Below are 17,219 nucleotides of genomic sequence, written 5' to 3' on the forward strand. Positions count from 1 at the left end.
GAGTAGCATTTGCTGACCGCACCTTTATAGTTCCCTACTGCAACTCTACACATTCTGCGGATCGATACTTATGAGCCTCGAATTTGTCAAATATCACGGACTCGGCAACGATTTTATTTTGGTCGATAATCGTGCCTCAACTAAGCTTCGTTTGACCCCTGACCGAGCCGTTAAGCTGTGCGATCGTCACTTTGGCATTGGCGCAGATGGTGTAATCTTTGCTCTACCTGGGCAAGATGGCACCGATTACACCATGCGAATTTTTAACTCTGATGGGTCAGAGCCAGAAATGTGTGGCAATGGAATTCGCTGTCTGGGTCGATTTTTAGCAGACCTTGAAACCACCGATACCGAAGTCTCCAAGCAGAAATATCTGATTCACACACTGGCAGGCGTGATGACTCTAAAGCTCGAAGCAAACGGGCAGGTCACAGTCGATATGGGAATGCCTTACCTATTAGCCGCAGAGATTCCAACCAGCTTGGTGGATGCCGATCTCAAGGTCATTGACCAACCGCTAGACGTGGCGGGTCAAACCTGGCAGGTGACGTGCGTCAGCATGGGAAACCCTCACTGCATCACATTTGTGGAAGATGTGGCTGCGATTTCTTTAGAGCAAATTGGACCTCAGTTTGAACATCATTCAGCCTTTCCGCAGCGCATCAATACTGAGTTTATTCAAGTAGTGCGATCGGACTATCTAAAAATGCGTGTGTGGGAGCGAGGCGCTGGAATTACATTAGCGTGTGGTACAGGGGCGTGCGCTTCGCTAATTGCGGGTGTGCTGACGGGTAGGTGCGATCGCCGCGCCACGATCGAGCTACCCGGTGGCTGTCTAGAAATTGAGTGGGCAGCCGACGGACGAATTGCTATGACGGGCCCGGCGACGAGAGTGTTTGCAGGAAACTTAGAAGTGTGAATTAAATAATATCGGTTATTTACAAGAACAATGGGCACGGCAATGCCCTGATGCAACTTCCGGGATTTAATTCACGATCTGTAGGGCTGGTTTTCTAACTCAACCCTCAAACTTTTTAGTCGTTGTCCCAAGTTTCGTGCCCCATCAGATCACCGATGCGATCGCGCAACAAAAAATCACATTTTTCTAATTCGCCCTCCATACAAACCCATTCACGAGAAGGAATGTGCTTGCAGAGGCTATAAATTGGCTGCTGGCGGTTGACCACTCCTTTCTCTACGAGTTGGCGAACCTCGTCTTGAATCATGGTTAAAGAGTACTGTGCTAGTTGAACCATCATCGCCCTCCTGCAACTGGTGCCATAAATTGGAGCAAAACTTAAAATGTCAGGAAATTATTGTTATGTAGCTTCTACAATCGCGCTTTGTAGTAACCTATACTGAATAATTTCTATTTTCGGGGTGAACTCTTCCCAATCATATTAAGAACTGTTACAAATGTCAGTAAATTATAACTTTCTAACTGAAATTTTACAGCGCCTATTTTCGTGCCAATGCGATCGCAAGCTGAATCGCTGCCTTCATGCTGGTGGCATCAGCAACTCCTTTCCCAGCAATGTCAAAGGCAGTGCCGTGATCGGGAGACGTGCGAATAAATGGTAGCCCGATCGAGGTGTTAACTGCCCGATCAAACGCCATCAGCTTAACTGGAATCAGCCCCTGATCATGATAGAGCGCTAGATAACCATCGTGAGCTATTACAGGTGGATTCGCTCCATACCACGCCTGTCCTGGTTTTACCCAAAGCGTATCTGGTGGAATCAGCCCATCAAGTTGGGCTTGAGGAAAGCGGCAACGCATCTGCTCTAACCAGCCTAACAGCCAGTCGTGTTCTTCCCGTCCGAGTTGCCCTTGTTCGCCACTGTGAGGATTTAAACCTGCGATCGCAATTCGCGGCTGTTCAATGCCAAACGATCGCCCTAGACATTCGATCAGAAGTTCAAGTTTGAGCGTCATCAAGTCAGGCGTAAGCGCATCTGCCACTTGCCGCAGAGGAATGTGCGTCGTTGCCAGCAGAGTTCGCAACTGCCAGTCTGTATGGGGCGATCTTGCCACAAACAACATCCCAAATCGCTTCACGTTGGCTCGTTCTGCTAGCAACTCGGTTTGTCCTGGGTAGAGGTGTCCGGCTGCTTTCCAGGCAGATTTGGCGATCGGGGCAGTCACGATCGCCTCGAATTCTCCAGCCAGGGTGTGCGCGATCGCGGATTCTAAATACTGAAAGCTTGCAGCCCCACTAGCCGCATTGCCTATTCCCAAAGTAATTGGTTGCTCTAATGGAATATCTAAAAGAGTCAGCCGACTGGGATTTGCCAGATCGCAGGTTGCAGCCAAACGATCGTAAGTCTCTTGAAGATGAGCCTGACTGCCAACGATCGTCACCTCTGCACTATCAGTCACAGACGCATCAAACAACGCCTTTAAAGTCACTTCTGCCCCGATTCCAGCCGGGTCACCTACCGGAATCACTAAACGAACACGATTCATAAAGACGGAAAACTAAAGGACAGCGCAATCAGACAACCTCAAAACTTCTTCATCTACACCCTTTGCAGAAAACCCGCTACTGAACGGTTTACAATACTTTCTGCGGGTCTACTAACTTAAGTAAACACACCTGCTTACAAAACTGGGGTCACGATCGACCCATAAAATTCAAGTTTAGGAGGATTCGATCAATGTCTGGAGAGATGTTTAACGCTGCTATTCTATCGTTCACCCTGATTCCCATTGGCTTAGCCCTAGGATTTTTGCTGCTTAAGATTCAGGGTGGTGAGGAATAGTAAAGAGTGAAAAAAGGGGAAAAGCGAGAAAATTCTGCTTTGACCCTTTGCCTTTGATCAGTCGTCTGACTCATCAAGATGTTCAGCTACTTCTCGATAAAGGTTGAACACATGATTGTCTTTAAGAGAATAGAAAACATTGCGCCCCTGCTTGCGATAACCCACTAAACGCATCGCTCTGAGCGATCGCAGTTGATGAGACACGGCTGATTCAGTCATCTTGACAACAGCAGCGAGGTCACACACGCATAGTTCTTGAGTTGCCAATGCTGACAAAATTCGGAGCCGATTGGCATCTCCTAGCAGCGCAAAAAACTCTGCCATTCGCTGGGCTTTCTCGACGCTGATCAGGTCTCGGTTTAACTGCCGCACCTGACTCAGATCGACAGGATGTTGAATAGTGCAGTTTAGATCGTCAGAGGTCTGGCTGCGATCGACCTTAAAATCACTGACATGGGCAGAGTTTAAGTTACTCATAAAAGTTCATGTAGCTGAACCGCTTAAGCGATCAGCAGAGAAGAAGGCTGCTTTTAGGGTAGCTTAACAGACCCCAAGGCAACACATGCCCAATATGGCGGCTTGTTTTGAGGGACGATCGCAACACTCTTCTTGAGAATCTCATCTGAATGGGGGAAGTTTCTCCGTTTGGTCGAAATTTCTGATAGAATCTGACAAAAAGTTAACAATTCGTCACGAATTCCTCATGAGCTTATTAATTGTGGGTGCCACTGGCACTTTAGGAAGACAGGTGACTCGTCGCGCCTTAAGATGAGGGGTACGAGGTGCGGTGTTTGGTGCGGAGTCTTAAGAAAGCTGCCTTCTTGAAGGAGTGGGGCGCAGAGTTAGTAACGGGCAATATTTGTGATCCTGAAAGTCTCCCGCCAGCATTAGAAGGCGTGACAGCAATCATTGATGCGGCAACCGCCCGCGCCACCGATTCTCTCAGCATTCGACAGGTAGATTGGGATGGGAAAGAAAATCTGATTCGAGCCGCAAAAACGGCGGGCATCGATCGCTATATTTTCTTTTCTATTTTGGATGCTGAAAAGTTTCCCAAAGTGCCGTTGATGGAGATTAAAGCCTGTACTGAAAAGCTTTTAGCCGAATCAGGGTTAAATTACACTATCCTGCGTCCCTCTGGGTTTTTGCAAGGCTTAATTGGTCAATATGCGATTCCGATCTTAGAAGGGCAAGCCGTTTGGGTGATGGGTGACACCTCTGCGATCGCCTACATGGATACGCAAGACGTGGCTAAGTTCGCGGTGCAAGCGCTGAAGGTGCCTGAAACTGAGAAGCAATCCTTTCCAGTGGTGGGGTCAAGAGCCTGGGGTGCCTATGAGATTATTCGTTTATGTGAGCGGATGTCTGGCAAGCAGGCAAAAGTTTCACGGATGCCGATCGGCTTGCTGCGTGCCTTCACCCGCTTTGCCCGATTCTTTCAGTGGACTTGGAACATCGCCGATCGGCTGTCTTTCACCGAAGTGGTTGCAACGGGTAAACCCTTGAGTGCCCCGATGGATGAGGTCTATAAAACCTTTAAGCTAGACCCGGAGGATATGACGACATTAGAAGCTTATATGCAAGACTACTTCGGTCGGATTCTCAAAAAACTGAAAGAAGTCGAAGTCGCTCAGGCTCAAATCAAGAACAAGAAGAAGCCAACTGCCAAAGACGGTCGAACCTATCCCCGGTTTTAGATCGAGCGATGGGCGTTGAGTTGCTTAACTTAAATCTCATCGCTCTCATGGGGAGTGCTATAGTCCCAATTATTCGTTTTTCTGTTCTGATACGGACTTTTGCGCGTGCCTAAAGCTGGCATTATTTACAACGACGACAAACCGATCGCTTGTCAAACGGCTAGGGAGCTAAAAGATAAGCTAATTTCGTGCGGCTGGGAAGTCATTCTAGCAACGGGAGCGGGTGGAATTTTGGGCTACTCCACGCCGGGAAGCCCGGTTTGTCATGCTCCGATCGATCAGCTATCTCCTCCAGGGTTTGATGAAGCGATGCGCTTTGCTGTGGTGCTAGGAGGCGACGGCACTGTTTTGTCTGCGTTTCGGCAGGTGGCTCCTTGCAATGTGCCGATTTTGGCAGTCAACACAGGGCACATGGGGTTTCTCACCGAGACTTTGTTAGAGCAGTTGCCAGAAGCGATCGAGGCAGTTTTGGCAGGTGACTACGAGGTCGAAGAACGCACCATGCTACAGGTGCAAGTCTTTCGAGAAAACACCGTTCTTTGGGAAGCGCTCTGCTTAAACGAGATGGTGCTGCATCGAGAACCACTGACCAGCATGTGCCATTTTGAGGTTGAGATTGGCAAGCACACTCGCGTAGACATTGCGGCAGATGGCATTATTTTGTCTACGCCAACTGGCTCGACGGCTTATTCGCTCTCGGCGGGAGGGCCCGTGATCACGCCCGGAGTTCCGGTGATGATCTTGGTGCCAATTTGTCCGCATTCGCTGGCATCTCGCGCTCTGGTGTTTGCTAACAGTGAGCCTGTGACGATTTTTCCGGCAAACCCCAACCGCTTAGTGATGACTGCCGATGGCAATGCTGGATGCTATGTGTTGCCCGATGATTGTGTGCGGGTACAGCGATCGCCCTACCTGGCTCGTTTCGTTCGCCTCCGCCCGCCAGAGTTTTTTCATCTGCTGCGCGAGAAGCTAGGATGGGGCTTACCTCACATTGCAAAACCTACTTAAGTAACCAATGATTGCCAGACGTGTTACAACAGTGCTGAGATTAAAACCCTTTATTCCCCAGGTTTTATGAGTATTGCCACCCTTGATCACAGCCCTTGCGTTCTGATCATCGAAACAGACGAGACCCTAGCTCACAGCGTCAGTTTAGACCTGCAAGAGTCTGGATATGGGACGATCGTCACCCATGACGCAGCGAGTGGTTTGCGCCAAGCAACCGAGCGGCATCCGGCTTTAATTGTGGTCGATCGGATGCTGTCAGGAGAATCAGGACTGGCGTTTTGCAATCATCTGCGCGGCACGGGAATGCGAACCCCTGTTTTGCTGTTGATGGCACGAGATGCTGTAGACGATCGGGTGGCTTGCTTAGAGGCTGGAGCCGATGATTATTTCCTCAAGCCTTACCGGAGTGATGATTTTCTCAAACTAGTTAAGCTCTATCTAAAAGTCGATGCTCCCGGCGCAGAGCAGTTGAGATTTGGAGATCTCGTGTTAGATCTGGCGATCCGCCAAGCGTTGCGAAATGGGCGCGCGATCGACTTAACGATGAAAGAGTTTGATTTGCTCAAATGTTTGATGGAGCATCCGCGTGAAGTTCTGACTCGTGAGCAAATTTTAGAAAGCGTTTGGGGCTACGATTTTGTCGGCGAATCGAACGTGATTGAAGTCTACATCCGCTATCTGCGCTTGAAAATCGAAGACGAAGGCGAGAAGCGGTTAATTCAGACTGTACGTGGCGTAGGATATGTGCTGCGGGAAGCGTAGGTGAAGGTAAATGAGCGCAAATAAACTTGCTAAATCTGAGTTAGGTCGTCGTGTTAAATGGGCAGGGCTAGGGTTGGGTCTACTGCTAATAGGCTGTTCTCCTGCGCCGACGGCTTCGGTGTCTGCGACTCAAGCGGCTAGTTCGTCACCTCTCATGCAAGCCAACGCAAATTTGGGACAGAGTTTGCAAATCACGGCTCAAGCGCCGATCGGTAAAAAAGTCATTCAGCTAGAAGTCGCCAAAACGCCGCAAGAGCAAGAAATTGGCTTGATGGGTCGCACCAGCTTGGCAGACGATCGGGGAATGCTGTTTATCTTTAGCCCCGCCAGACCTACCCAGTTTTGGATGAAAAACACCTTGATCAACCTGGACATGATCTTTCTTTATAAAGGTGTAGTCAAGGCGATCGCGGTGAATGTGCCTCCCTGCACTTCTGATCCCTGTGCGACTTACGGCTCGACTCGCGATGCGATTGACCAGGTGATTGAGCTACGCGGCGGACGATCGACTGACTTAGGGTTGAAGGTTGGCGATCGAGTTCCGGTTCAGTTTCTCAAAACGGGTAGATCTGCCCAAAATTAATTTTTGATGCATCCATTTGTTTAACTTCGGCTACGATAGACCGATGTTAAATAGTTCTTCTGCAACCTGTCTTTAGATAGATTTATAGTTCTTCAGCCCTATGTAACTTAGAGGCTTATTTTCTGAGCCGTCATTTTAAGGCAGTTAAATTAACGTGAGTTCGATAGAAGTGGTTCACTCCGATGATGAATTCGGGAAGCCCCCTAAATCCCCCAAAATTGGGGGACTTTGAACCGGAAATTTTGGCTTGAAGTCCCCCAAGTTGGGGGATTTAGGGGGCAGAAGCCGCTGAGAACGAAGCGAAAAAACTCGTCGAACTCACGTTAAATTAGCAACGTTTTAAGTTGGCTCACTGCGGAGATTGAGCCTTGATCTAGGTGTGGGTGGTTGAAAAAAGATCTTCTAGTCCAGATTAAAGAGTGGCTACTGACAAATATCGAAAAGCAGACTATCGATTCAAGATAGGGTCACTCAGGAGATGAGAGCATAATGGCACCTACAACCCATTCAAAATTTATTTGCTTTTTACGAGAAGAGTTAGCGATTTCTGACTCTTCGATCGCGTTTGCCCTTAGACACCGAGAACAAAACAACGGGCCTTTGCCGATGATTCTTTGGCAATATGGGCTAGTGACGCTGCAACAGCTTGATCAAATTTATGACTGGCTAGAATCTGCCAAAGGTTAGACCCTGCTATCGCTGCGATCGGGGTTTAATCAGACGGACATCTGCTGAGTAGCATCCGTGAAAATCTTATTCCTTAATTACAGTGGAAAGCTGGGAGGTGCAGAGTTAAGCCTACTCGACCTTGCAAAAGTTTATCCAGATGCTCTGCTAGGCTTATTTGAGGACGGGCAGTTTAGGCAATTAGCCGAGCAAAACCAGGTGCCTGTCAAAATCTTGAGTGATAGAACGATCGCGGTTCGCAAAGAAAGCAGTTGGCTGGTGGGGTTAAGCAGTTTGGGTTCGTTGATTCCATTAGTGGCTAACGTGACGCAACTTAGCCGCGACTATGACTTAATTTATGCCAACACTCTAAAGGCTCTGGTTGTGGGCGCATTCGCGAGCTTGATTGCTCGTCGTCCGCTCGTCTTTCATCTTCACGATATTCTCTCACTTGACCACTTTAGTCGCGCAAATCGTCGGCTGACCGTCGCGCTATGCAATCGGTTTGCCTCGCGGGTGATCGCGGTTTCTCAAGCCAGCCTAAACTCGTTTATTGAAGCGGGAGGTCGTCCAGAAATCGGAGTCAAAGTTTACAACGGCTTTCAGCTCCAAGACTATAGCGACGATGACCCTGACGAGAAACGGCAACACAACACGGCTCAACAACTTCGCGATCGGTTGGGACTTGACGATCGTTTCGTAATCGGGCACTTTAGCCGTCTCTGCGCTTGGAAAGGGCAACACATCTTAATCGATGCCCTGACTCATTGTCCTCCAGACGTAACTGCCGTTTTAGTCGGAGATGACTTATTTGGTGAGCAAGATTATGTGCAAGAACTGCATGACCAAGTAGCGCGATTGGGCTTAAGCGATCGAGTTCACTTTTTGGGGTTCCGCTCAGATGTCGTGCCATTGATGAAGATGTGTGACTTAATCACGCACACGTCAACCACAGCAGAACCGTTTGGACGAGTGATCGTAGAAGCCATGCTGTGTGGAAAGCCGATCATCGCGGCTGATGCGGGAGGCGTGTTAGAGATTGTTGAACCAGGGGTGACTGGCTGGTTGGTGCCTCCGGGCGACGCTCAACGGTTAGCAGAAACGATTAACCACTGTCGAAACTATTGGCAGGAAACCCAGACGATCGCGCAGCAAGGACGACAGCAAGCAAAGCAACGCTTCAATCTCACAGTGACTCGGAAGCAGATTCGGCACCTTTTAGAACAAGTGATCGCCGCTAGATCTCCTCAGCCCGGTAGGTCGCTCGAACTGCGGCAATAGTTAGATGGATAGATGCCGCGATCGGGAGATTTTTACAATGATTCTCACTTCGGGGGGAGGTAAATCTCCTGTCCTTACGCCATTCTCAGGAGGATTAGCCGTAAGTCTGGCAAGTATGACAGTGAATAATTCTTCTGTAAGCGTGTTTCTGCCTGCTCTAGCGGGAGGTGGTGCCGAGCGAGCAATGCTGCACCTGGCGCAGGGGTTTGCCGATCGCGGTTTAAGGACAAATCTAGTGCTTGCAGAAGCCGAAGGAGACTATCTTAAGCAAGTTCCGGCAAACGTCAGGCTGGTGGATTTAAAGTCTAAGTTTCCAGTGGTGTTGTCAAAGACAAGGGCATTGCAGCGTCATTTGCAGCAAGAACAACCCACGGTTTTATTTTCAGCGCTAGATATTGTTAGTTCTGCTCTCTGGGCTAAGTGGAGTGCGCGAGTTCCGACTCGTGTGGTGATGTGCATCCAAACCTATCTATCTGGACAATTTCAAGAGCATCAGCCTAACACGATGGGAAAACTTCGACCCAAGTTAGTGCGCTGGCTTTACCCAAAATCAGATGATCTGGTGGCAGCTTCTCAAGGGACTGCCGAAGATCTGGCACAAATCACCTCGCTTCCCCTAGAGCGGATTCGAGTGATCTACAATCCAGTCGTCACGCCTGAAGTTTTAGAGAAAAGCCAAGAGCCGATCGCTCATCCCTGGTTTTTGCCAGCAGAACCGCCCGTGATTTTGGGCGTTGGGCGGTTAGTGAGTCAGAAAGATTTCTTTACGTTGATTAATGCATTTGCGCTAGTGCGACGGCAGCGCCCGGCTCGATTGATGATTTTAGGCGAAGGTGAACAACGCCCACAGCTAGAGCGGCTGATCCGCGAATTGAATTTAGAAGCGGATGTGTCACTACCGGGGTTCGCAGACAATCCCTACGCTTATATGGCTCACGCCTCGGTGTTCGTGCTTTCGTCTAAATTTGAAGGATTTGGCAATGTCGTTGCAGAGGCGATGGCAACCGGAACCCCGATCGTCTCCACAGATTGCCCTAGCGGCCCGGCGGAGATTTTAGACTATGGCACTTATGGCGAGTTAGCGCCAGTTGCTGATCCGCCCACTCTCGCCAAAGCCATTTTAGACACCCTCGACCATCCCATTCATGCAACGGTTTTGAAACGGCGATCGCTAGAGTTTTCGACCGATCGCGTGATTGACCAATACATGGAAGTTTTAGAGAGATTGACGCACCTCACCTAATGCGAATCCTTCACGTTCTCAACGATATTCAAAAGATCGGCAACGGCATCATCAATGTGGCGATCGATTTGGCTTGCCTCCAAGCTCAAGCGGGTCATGATGTCGCTGTCGCATCGGGCGGCGGTGAGTTTGAGGCGCTGTTAGCTGACTATGGAGTGCGGCACTTTAGGTTTGATCAACGCCGCCGACCTGTGCCATTAATCAAAGCCGCCCAGCGCTTTTGGAAGATCGTGGAGGCGTTTGAGCCAAACGTTATCCATACTCACATGATGACTGGGGTCGTCTTGGCAAAACTGCTTAAAGGCAGTGCCAATTACGCGATCGTAGCTACGGTTCACAATGAGTTTCAGCGCAGTGCAATTTTGATGGGACTTGCCGATCGCGTCATCGCCATTAGTCAAGCCGTCGCGATTTCGATGCAGCAGCGAGGCATTCCGGCTAGCAAACTGCGAGTCGTTACCAATGGCACGTTGGGCAGTCCTCGCTGTCGCCCGTTGTCTGAGATCGAACCTCTCCCCTTACACCGTGCCGCTATCACAACGGTTGCAGGCATGTTTCACCGCAAGGGGATTAAAACACTGATTGATGCCTTTACTGAAATGTTTACTAGTCTGGCTGATTTTCCCGTTCACCTTTATTTGGTCGGAGACGGCGACGATCGGGCCGAGTTTGAGCGTCACGCCCAAAAAAGTCCAGTCGGCGATCGCATTCATTTTGAAGGCTTTCAGCCAGAACCACAGCGCTATTTGCTGGCAACTGATATCTTTGTGTTGGCATCCGATCGAGAACCCTTTGGGCTAGTGCTTTCAGAAGCGCGAGAAGCCGGGTGTGCGATTGTGGCCACTCAGGTAGATGGCATTCCTGAAGTCTTGGAGGGCGGAAAAGCCGGACTATTAGTACCACCCAGAGACGCATCTGCCTTATCAAAAGCGTTGATCCAATTGCTATCTCACCCAACGCAGTTAGAGATGTGGAAACAACGGGCACCGCAAAACTTAGAGTGGCTATCGGTGAAACGGGTGCATCAAGAAACATTAGAGGTCTATGAGGATGCAATCCGAGGCTTTGATCTATGACGAGTCAATTTTCTAAACGAGTGAGTATGTTGAATCGATCGAGCTTTTTCCTAATTCTATTGAGTCTCAGCCTGGTCGATCCCAGCTTTGCTCAAACCCCTCAACCGCCTCGATCAAATTCTCCAGCGTCTAGTTCCGCACCGAGTCCGGCTCTGCCTGTTGACCAAGGCTATCTGTTAGGAGCGGGTGACAAAATCAAGCTCGACATTTTTAGCGTGCCAGAATATAGCGGCGACTATCAAGTGTTGGCTGACGGAACGTTGAATTTGCCTCTAGCAGGCAGCGTCACGGTAGAGGGGCTGACGATCAAGGACGCATCGACAGCAATTTCTAAGAAATTCAGTGAATGGCTAACTCGCCCGATCGTCACCGTCAGCTTAGTGGCATCGCGACCGATTAATGTAGCGGTGTCGGGGGAAGTGACTCGCCCCGGCTCTTACACTACGACGCTGACCGAAGGGGGCATTCCGACTTTAACCAAAATGCTTCAACTAGCAGGCGGCATGAGCCAGTCAGCCGATCTTCAGCGAGTGCAAGTGTTGCGGCGATCGAGCAAGGGCGGTGCCCCTCAAGTACGCACCGTTGATTTGCGACAACTGCTGCTCACGGGCGATATCAGTCAAGACCTGCCCCTGCGCGATGGGGATAGCATTGTTGTTCCGGCATCTACTGCTGTGAATATAGATGACGCAAACCTGATCGCCTCTTCTAGCTTTTCGGTCAGCACCGATCAGCCGTTGAAAATCGTGGTGGCGGGTGAGGTCAATCGTCCTGGCCCTCACAGTATTAAAAGCGAGGCGGTGCCGCAAACTCAAACGGGCGGGACGGCTCCGACGATCGGCAATAAGGTGCAGGTGCCGACGGTGACACGAGCGCTGCAAATTGCCGGAGGAATCACGCAATCTGCCAACATTCGCGAGATTGAAGTGCGAAGACGAACTAAAGCTGGATCTGATCAGGTGATGAAGGTCAACTTGTTTCAACTGCTGCAAGCGGGCGATTCGCGGCAAGATATTTCGTTGCAGGATGGCGATCGGGTGATCGTTCCCACCGCCGCGACGCTTTCTCCAGCCGATGCGACGATTTTGGCTCGTGCCAGTTTTTCGCCTGATGCGATCGTGGTCAATGTCGTCGGCGAAGTGGCTAAACCCGGAACGGTTCAGCTTCCGCCCAATACGACGCTTAATCAGGCACTTTTGGCAGCAGGCGGATTTAACACGCGCGCCAAAAAGCGAGAAGTTAGTTTTCTAAGACTCAACCCTAACGGAACGGTCGATCGCCGTGATATTGCCATTAACTTTAATCAAGGCATCAACGAGCAGAGCAATCCGCCGTTGCGAAATAACGATACGATCGTGGTCGGCAAGTCAGGGCTGGCTGGCATCGGCGATACTCTAGGGACGATCTTCGCACCTCTGTCGGGCTTTTTGGGCATCTTTAACATCTTTCGCTGATGTCCTGAGCAGAATTTGGACGTATTTAGCGCAGATCTCTCGCTGACTCAGTGATAAGTGGGAGGTCTGCGCTACGATCTTGTTACGGGATTTTGAAAAATAGACTCAATGATAAGTTTCTTTTATATTAACAATTTACCCATTCTATTAAATCAGTCTTTACTTTCTGACCGCTCTATCGAGTTCAGACTACACTTTGTAAGACTAGAAAAACCTCTACTTCACAAGGGAGAGTGGGCATAGTGTGTGGTTTCATGAGAAATCTGATTCGCAAACACATCTTTATATAGATGGTTGAATAGCAATCTTGGTGAAGTATGAGTGAGTTAGACCGTTGCTATCGAATTTTGGGACTCGAACCCGGTGCCTCACTAGAAGAAGTGAACCAGGCGTATAAAGACCTGGTGTTTGTTTGGCATCCCGATCGCGTGCCTAAAGACAATCCTCGGTTGCTCAAAAAAGCAGAAGACCAAATTAAAGCAATTAATCACGCACGAGATACGCTGCGAACCCAAGCGCGTGAGCGTCCAGCCCCAAAAGCGCAGCCTGCACCCACCCCGAAACAAGCTTCAACCTACTATCAATCTTATTATTACCGTCCGCCTCAGCCTAATTCGCAGACTTCTCAGGGGGCGAGTCATTCTCAGACCCATGGGCATTCTCAAAAGGATCGTGCTCAAAACGGGCAGTCTCAGAATGGGCATCAAGCCAATAGTGGACAGACTCACGCTCAGTCAAAAGATCAAAACTACTATACGCAGTCTCACTATCGACCGGAATATCATCGATCGCCTGACCCTCAAACGCATCAGGCAAATACGCAAACCCAGCGCCCACAGCCTAGCCCCCCACCTGCGAGTCCTTATCCTCACTCGCCTTATCATCCGCCCCAACAGCGTGCCCATACGCCCCCTAGACCGCAGACTCCTGACTTGAGCGGAACTGATTTGAGCGGGCAAAACCTTCAAGAAAGAGATTTGTCGGGTCGTAATCTTAGCCACGCAAACCTGAGCAATGCCAACTTGAGTGACGCTTTTATGCACAAGATCAATCTAGACGGAGCAAATTTGCACAAGGCAAACCTGTTTAGAGCCAACTTGCTTCAGGCGAGTCTCAACAAAGCAGACTTGCGAGAAGCGAATCTGATTGGGGCAGATTTGAGTGGGGCAGATTTGCGCGGGGCAGATTTGCGCGGGGCAAAGATTGGGTTTGACGATCGCATCATGGTCAAACTCACCGGGGCGTTTCTCACGGGAGCCATCATGCCCAATGGTCGAGTGCACGAATAAGGTGCCTTGCTAACGTTAGAGAATAGACCTCATGCATGAACCTGGACAGCCCTCCTCACAAAGCAGGGCTAGTTCATAGAACAAAAAATAATGTGATGAACTAGCCTTGCTAAGGAGGAGGGAGCTGGATCTTTGTTCCCTCGCCTTTGGGGTGAGGGAGAACTTAGCCATTCATACCGCAATTCAGCAACGCCAGATTATTGTCATTTTAGTCTTTAAGCTCCCAACGTCAATTTCCACCAGTTCAGCGTTCCTATATCATTGGCGATTGAATCTATAATGCGTAGCTGCCAGCGTCCTTGTGTTTGTTGACTAAAAAACTTTCTCAGCGTTGGCGTGGTTTGCAGCGAGTAAATCGTTTGCAGTTTTGTCCTGCGTCCTAACGTGCGACCTTGCAGCATCACGGCACTGCCAGATGGCGAAACCAAACTAATTTCTAAATCACCCAGATAAGTGTGATCAATATCCAGTGCAACTTGCACATCGCGCACGATCGCACTGTCTGCGACCTGAATCACGCTCACAATGCCTTGAGGATTGTTGTCAGGAATGGCGATACTCGTATTGTTTTGCAATTGAATCGATCGCTGTGATGCCGCGAGCATTGCCCGTTTTTGAACTGCCATCTGAACGGCTTTTGCCGCGTTGACTTTACCATAGCCAAACCAGTCACAGCGCCCATTCGATTCATACGTGCCTTTCCGCAAGCCCAACTGCGGATCAGCATCACTATCGACAATTTTGTCGGCAGATTGCTGCAAAACTTGTCGCACTTCTTGAGCCGTCAACTCAGGATTTGCCGACAGCACTAATGCTGCGATTCCTGCTACAAGCGGTGTTGCGCTCGACGTGCCGCCAAACTCTGAGGTGAAGCTACTCGCGTCATAACCCGCCGCGTTGACTCGATCGGTGGTGAACACCCCCAAGCCCTGAAGCTGAACTTTGACCTGTGGCGGCGTTGCCACATAGCCCAAATTAGGTAATCCAACTCCTGGAGGCGCATTGTTACTGGGCGCACACACCGAAACTTCTGCACCCCAATTACTGTAGGCAGCCTTCTTGTTTAAACTGGTGGAGGCAGACACCGTGATGATGTCTGGATGCACGCTAAAACCGCCTAACCATTTGGTGTCACCACTGATGGTGGTATTACTGACCGCATCGCGTGGCCAGCCGGATTCATTCACCGTTCCATTCGTGGGGCGGTTGGCATTGCCAGCAGCAAACACAATCACGCAGCCTTTACCGTTACGTCCTTCAGTGGCAGCGCGAGTCAGAGCCGCTCTCATCCGCAGGGATAGCGGAAAATAAACGGCACTCGGTCCCCAGCTACAGGAGATCACTGCCGCGCCTTTGGTCGTTGCCCAATCAAACAGCGACTCGATCGTATCGTCATCCAGAAAGCCCGTTGTCCGAATGGGCATTAGCGCACATTCGGGAGCCGCTCCCACGACCCCGAAGCCATTCTCTTCAGCGACGGCAACCCCCGCGCAAGAAGTGCCGTGATCTTCTCCAGCTTCGTCGGGGTCGGGGTCAAAATCATCGCCTTTAAAATCTCTGGGTGCAACGATTTTGCCGACTCCCTGAAAATCGGGATGGTTGAGATCCATGCCGTCATCCATCACAGCAACGACGATCGAGCGGCTACCTCGCGTCACATCCCAGGCTTGTTCGGCAAACACATGAGAACCGGACGTTAAGCCAAACCCGCCTGTGTGATTGAGGTGCCACTGTTTAGCATAAAGCGGATCTTTGGGGCGATAGTGCGATTGGGTTTTGACGATCACATTCGGCTCGGCAGTCATCACATCGGTGCGAGCAATCAACCGATTAGTCATCTTCATCGGGTTTTCTTTTGCGTCTGACGTGAGTTCAAACACAAAAGCATTGTTAACGCCCACGATCGGTTTGACCTGCCTCAACCCCAACTCTGATGTGATGGTAGCGATCGTTTCTGCACTGACGCTAGGCGCAAACTGAATCGTCACCTGATTGGTCAAATAAATTCGTGAGGCGGGATTGTCTTTAACCTGGTAAACGTGACTGGCATACTCTACCGTGTCGGCTTGACGAACCTCGTTCAGCACCTGATCTTTTTGTGCCGGGTTGACCACAAACTCTGTTAACTCAGGCGGAGCGGTGCCCGGAGCGACCGTTGCAGGAAACCGATTGGCTAAATCTCTAGCTTGTTGACCCGACCCCGCGTGGACTGTGAAGCGATCGTCTACCTTTTCTAACAGCAGTTCTTCGCCGCCGCGCTGTAGAATCTTGCCTCGACTCTCTTCAGCGACACTGGCATTGGCAGGTTGATTTTGAGCAGAATTTGGCACATTGGATGGGTTAGTCATAAACGCCTCACCGCAAACTATTCTCAGTTTAGTCTTCGAGTCAGGAATCTATGCTCAAAATTCTTGGTTCGGACAGCGATCGACCCCACAATTCAAGTCACTGGGAACTTATTAAAAAACTTCGCGTCGCTATTAAATACAGTCAGGATATGAAGCTCTCTGATTGTGGTTAGTTAGTCGCGATCTCGCTCTGAAAGGGTCGCGTAGTGATAAAATACCCGAAGTCTAAAATTGTCCTCTCTCTGTAAATACGAAAGGTCATTCATGGTACTTGCTGGAACTGTTCGCCGCCTTTATCTCCCAGGATTGATTTCACTATCAGTTTTGGCAAGTTTGACATTGACCAGAGCCGTGAGTGCCCAAACTCCTGCACCTTCGTCACCGCCTGGCACCATTCAACCCGACAACGATGCGCTCCGCGTTCAAAATGACAGCCTTCTCAGCGCTCAAGGCGGGCAGCGGCTGATGGATGAGTCCACCAAAGCCGTTAACAGTCAAAACTATCCGTTAGCCACCAAAAAGCTGCAAGAAGCGCGTCAGGTGTTTAACCAGCTTTCCAATTTCTATCAACAATTAGCAACTAGTTTTTCTGGCATTGATAATCGGGTGGCAGATAGCCAACGCAAGAAAGCCCTCGAAGCGGCTCAAATGCGGGATCAGGCAACCTATCAACTGGCGCTCGTGCATCGGGCCCAAAATCAGCCAGAATTAGCAGTGCCTCTGCTGGTGCAGATCATCGGCAGTCAACAGCCTACCCGCGATTTAGGACAAAAGTCTTATCAACAACTGCTAGAACTTGGCTTCGTGGATGCGCCGTTTCCAAATCGGGCTACTCAACCCACTAAGTAGGGTTAGTGCCCCCGTGCCTACCCCTGGCGGAGGGCAACCACGGGAGGATTGCCTCTACCCAATGCCGAAAATTAACCTACAAGGCTAACAAAATGTGAATTCGATGCAGCTTTTCGCTACGGTTGCAAATCCGGGCTGCCCCCTAAATCCCCCAAAATTGGGGGACTTTGAACCTCAATTCTGGGCTTAAAGTCCCCCAGA

General features: G+C 50.0%; 17 protein-coding genes. 13 read left to right on the forward strand and 4 right to left on the reverse strand.

Annotated elements, in window-relative coordinates:
- Window positions 1–70: 70 nt before the first annotated feature.
- Window positions 71–919, forward strand: a complete 849-nt coding sequence (gene dapF / locus BRW63_RS07350) for a diaminopimelate epimerase (RefSeq protein ID WP_073070259.1) — start codon at window positions 71–73, stop codon at window positions 917–919.
- 115 nt (window positions 920–1,034) lie between these two features.
- On the opposite strand, the gene BRW63_RS07355 is transcribed toward dapF, so the two are convergent.
- The gene (locus BRW63_RS07355) at window positions 1,035–1,226 is read right to left on the reverse strand and encodes a DUF4327 family protein (protein ID WP_397428387.1); all 192 of its coding nucleotides are present in this window, start codon (window positions 1,224–1,226) and stop codon (window positions 1,035–1,037) included.
- 232 nt (window positions 1,227–1,458) lie between these two features.
- Entirely contained in the window at window positions 1,459–2,466 is a 1,008-nt protein-coding gene (pdxA, locus tag BRW63_RS07360) for a 4-hydroxythreonine-4-phosphate dehydrogenase PdxA (protein ID WP_073070261.1), read from the reverse strand.
- 191 nt (window positions 2,467–2,657) lie between these two features.
- Here pdxA and petM point away from each other — a divergent pair, with 191 nt between their 5' ends.
- On the forward strand, window positions 2,658–2,762 hold the full coding sequence (gene petM, locus BRW63_RS07365; RefSeq protein WP_073070262.1) for a cytochrome b6-f complex subunit PetM: 105 nt from the start codon (window positions 2,658–2,660) through the stop codon (window positions 2,760–2,762).
- Window positions 2,763–2,819: 57 nt separating this feature from the next.
- On the opposite strand, the gene BRW63_RS07370 is transcribed toward petM, so the two are convergent.
- Window positions 2,820–3,239 (reverse strand): ArsR/SmtB family transcription factor, encoded by a 420-nt coding sequence (locus BRW63_RS07370; RefSeq protein WP_073070263.1) that lies wholly within the window; start codon window positions 3,237–3,239, stop codon window positions 2,820–2,822.
- 317 nt (window positions 3,240–3,556) lie between these two features.
- Between BRW63_RS07370 and BRW63_RS07375 the strand changes: the two genes are divergently transcribed.
- The 10 genes from BRW63_RS07375 to BRW63_RS07420 all read left to right on the forward strand — a co-directional run bounded on the left by BRW63_RS07375 (window position 3,557) and on the right by BRW63_RS07420 (window position 13,821).
- Entirely contained in the window at window positions 3,557–4,459 is a 903-nt protein-coding gene (locus tag BRW63_RS07375) for an NAD(P)H-binding protein (protein ID WP_317615804.1), read from the forward strand.
- Window positions 4,460–4,564: 105 nt separating this feature from the next.
- On the forward strand, window positions 4,565–5,467 hold the full coding sequence (locus BRW63_RS07380; protein WP_073070352.1) for an NAD(+) kinase: 903 nt from the start codon (window positions 4,565–4,567) through the stop codon (window positions 5,465–5,467).
- 66 nt (window positions 5,468–5,533) lie between these two features.
- On the forward strand, window positions 5,534–6,229 hold the full coding sequence (nblR, locus tag BRW63_RS07385; protein WP_073070264.1) for a response regulator transcription factor NblR: 696 nt from the start codon (window positions 5,534–5,536) through the stop codon (window positions 6,227–6,229).
- Between the two features lie 10 nt (window positions 6,230–6,239).
- On the forward strand, window positions 6,240–6,812 hold the full coding sequence (locus BRW63_RS07390) for a DUF192 domain-containing protein (RefSeq protein ID WP_073070265.1): 573 nt from the start codon (window positions 6,240–6,242) through the stop codon (window positions 6,810–6,812).
- Between the two features lie 489 nt (window positions 6,813–7,301).
- On the forward strand, window positions 7,302–7,499 hold the full coding sequence (locus BRW63_RS07395; protein WP_073070266.1) for a DUF2949 domain-containing protein: 198 nt from the start codon (window positions 7,302–7,304) through the stop codon (window positions 7,497–7,499).
- Between the two features lie 57 nt (window positions 7,500–7,556).
- Window positions 7,557–8,759, forward strand: coding sequence for a glycosyltransferase (locus tag BRW63_RS07400; RefSeq protein ID WP_073070267.1), 1,203 nt, complete (start codon window positions 7,557–7,559; stop codon window positions 8,757–8,759).
- A gap of 37 nt (window positions 8,760–8,796) precedes the next feature.
- A complete protein-coding gene (locus tag BRW63_RS07405) occupies window positions 8,797–10,002 on the forward strand; it encodes a glycosyltransferase (RefSeq protein WP_223257318.1) in 1,206 nt (401 codons plus the stop codon).
- A complete protein-coding gene (locus tag BRW63_RS07410; RefSeq protein WP_073070269.1) occupies window positions 10,002–11,078 on the forward strand; it encodes a glycosyltransferase family 4 protein in 1,077 nt (358 codons plus the stop codon). Before BRW63_RS07405 ends, BRW63_RS07410 begins: the two co-directional genes overlap by 1 nt.
- Window positions 11,075–12,532 carry an SLBB domain-containing protein gene (locus tag BRW63_RS07415; RefSeq protein WP_073070270.1) on the forward strand — a complete coding sequence of 486 codons (1,458 nt, stop codon included), beginning with the start codon at window positions 11,075–11,077 and terminating at the stop codon, window positions 12,530–12,532. The genes BRW63_RS07410 and BRW63_RS07415 overlap by 4 nt, the downstream gene beginning before the upstream one ends.
- Window positions 12,533–12,849: 317 nt before the next feature.
- Window positions 12,850–13,821, forward strand: coding sequence for a pentapeptide repeat-containing protein (locus tag BRW63_RS07420; protein WP_073070271.1), 972 nt, complete (start codon window positions 12,850–12,852; stop codon window positions 13,819–13,821).
- A 215-nt stretch (window positions 13,822–14,036) separates the two neighbouring features.
- On the opposite strand, the gene BRW63_RS07425 is transcribed toward BRW63_RS07420, so the two are convergent.
- Window positions 14,037–16,169, reverse strand: coding sequence for a S8 family serine peptidase (locus BRW63_RS07425; protein ID WP_083582757.1), 2,133 nt, complete (start codon window positions 16,167–16,169; stop codon window positions 14,037–14,039).
- A gap of 264 nt (window positions 16,170–16,433) precedes the next feature.
- On the opposite strand from BRW63_RS07425, the gene BRW63_RS07430 reads away from it, so the two are divergent.
- Complete coding sequence (locus tag BRW63_RS07430) at window positions 16,434–17,018, forward strand: hypothetical protein (RefSeq protein ID WP_073070272.1); 585 nt, start codon at window positions 16,434–16,436, stop codon at window positions 17,016–17,018.
- The last annotated feature ends 201 nt before the right edge of the window (window positions 17,019–17,219 follow it).

The sequence above is a fragment of the Phormidesmis priestleyi ULC007 genome, from assembly GCF_001895925.1.
Lineage (GTDB): Bacteria > Cyanobacteriota > Cyanobacteriia > Leptolyngbyales > Leptolyngbyaceae > Phormidesmis_A > Phormidesmis_A priestleyi_A.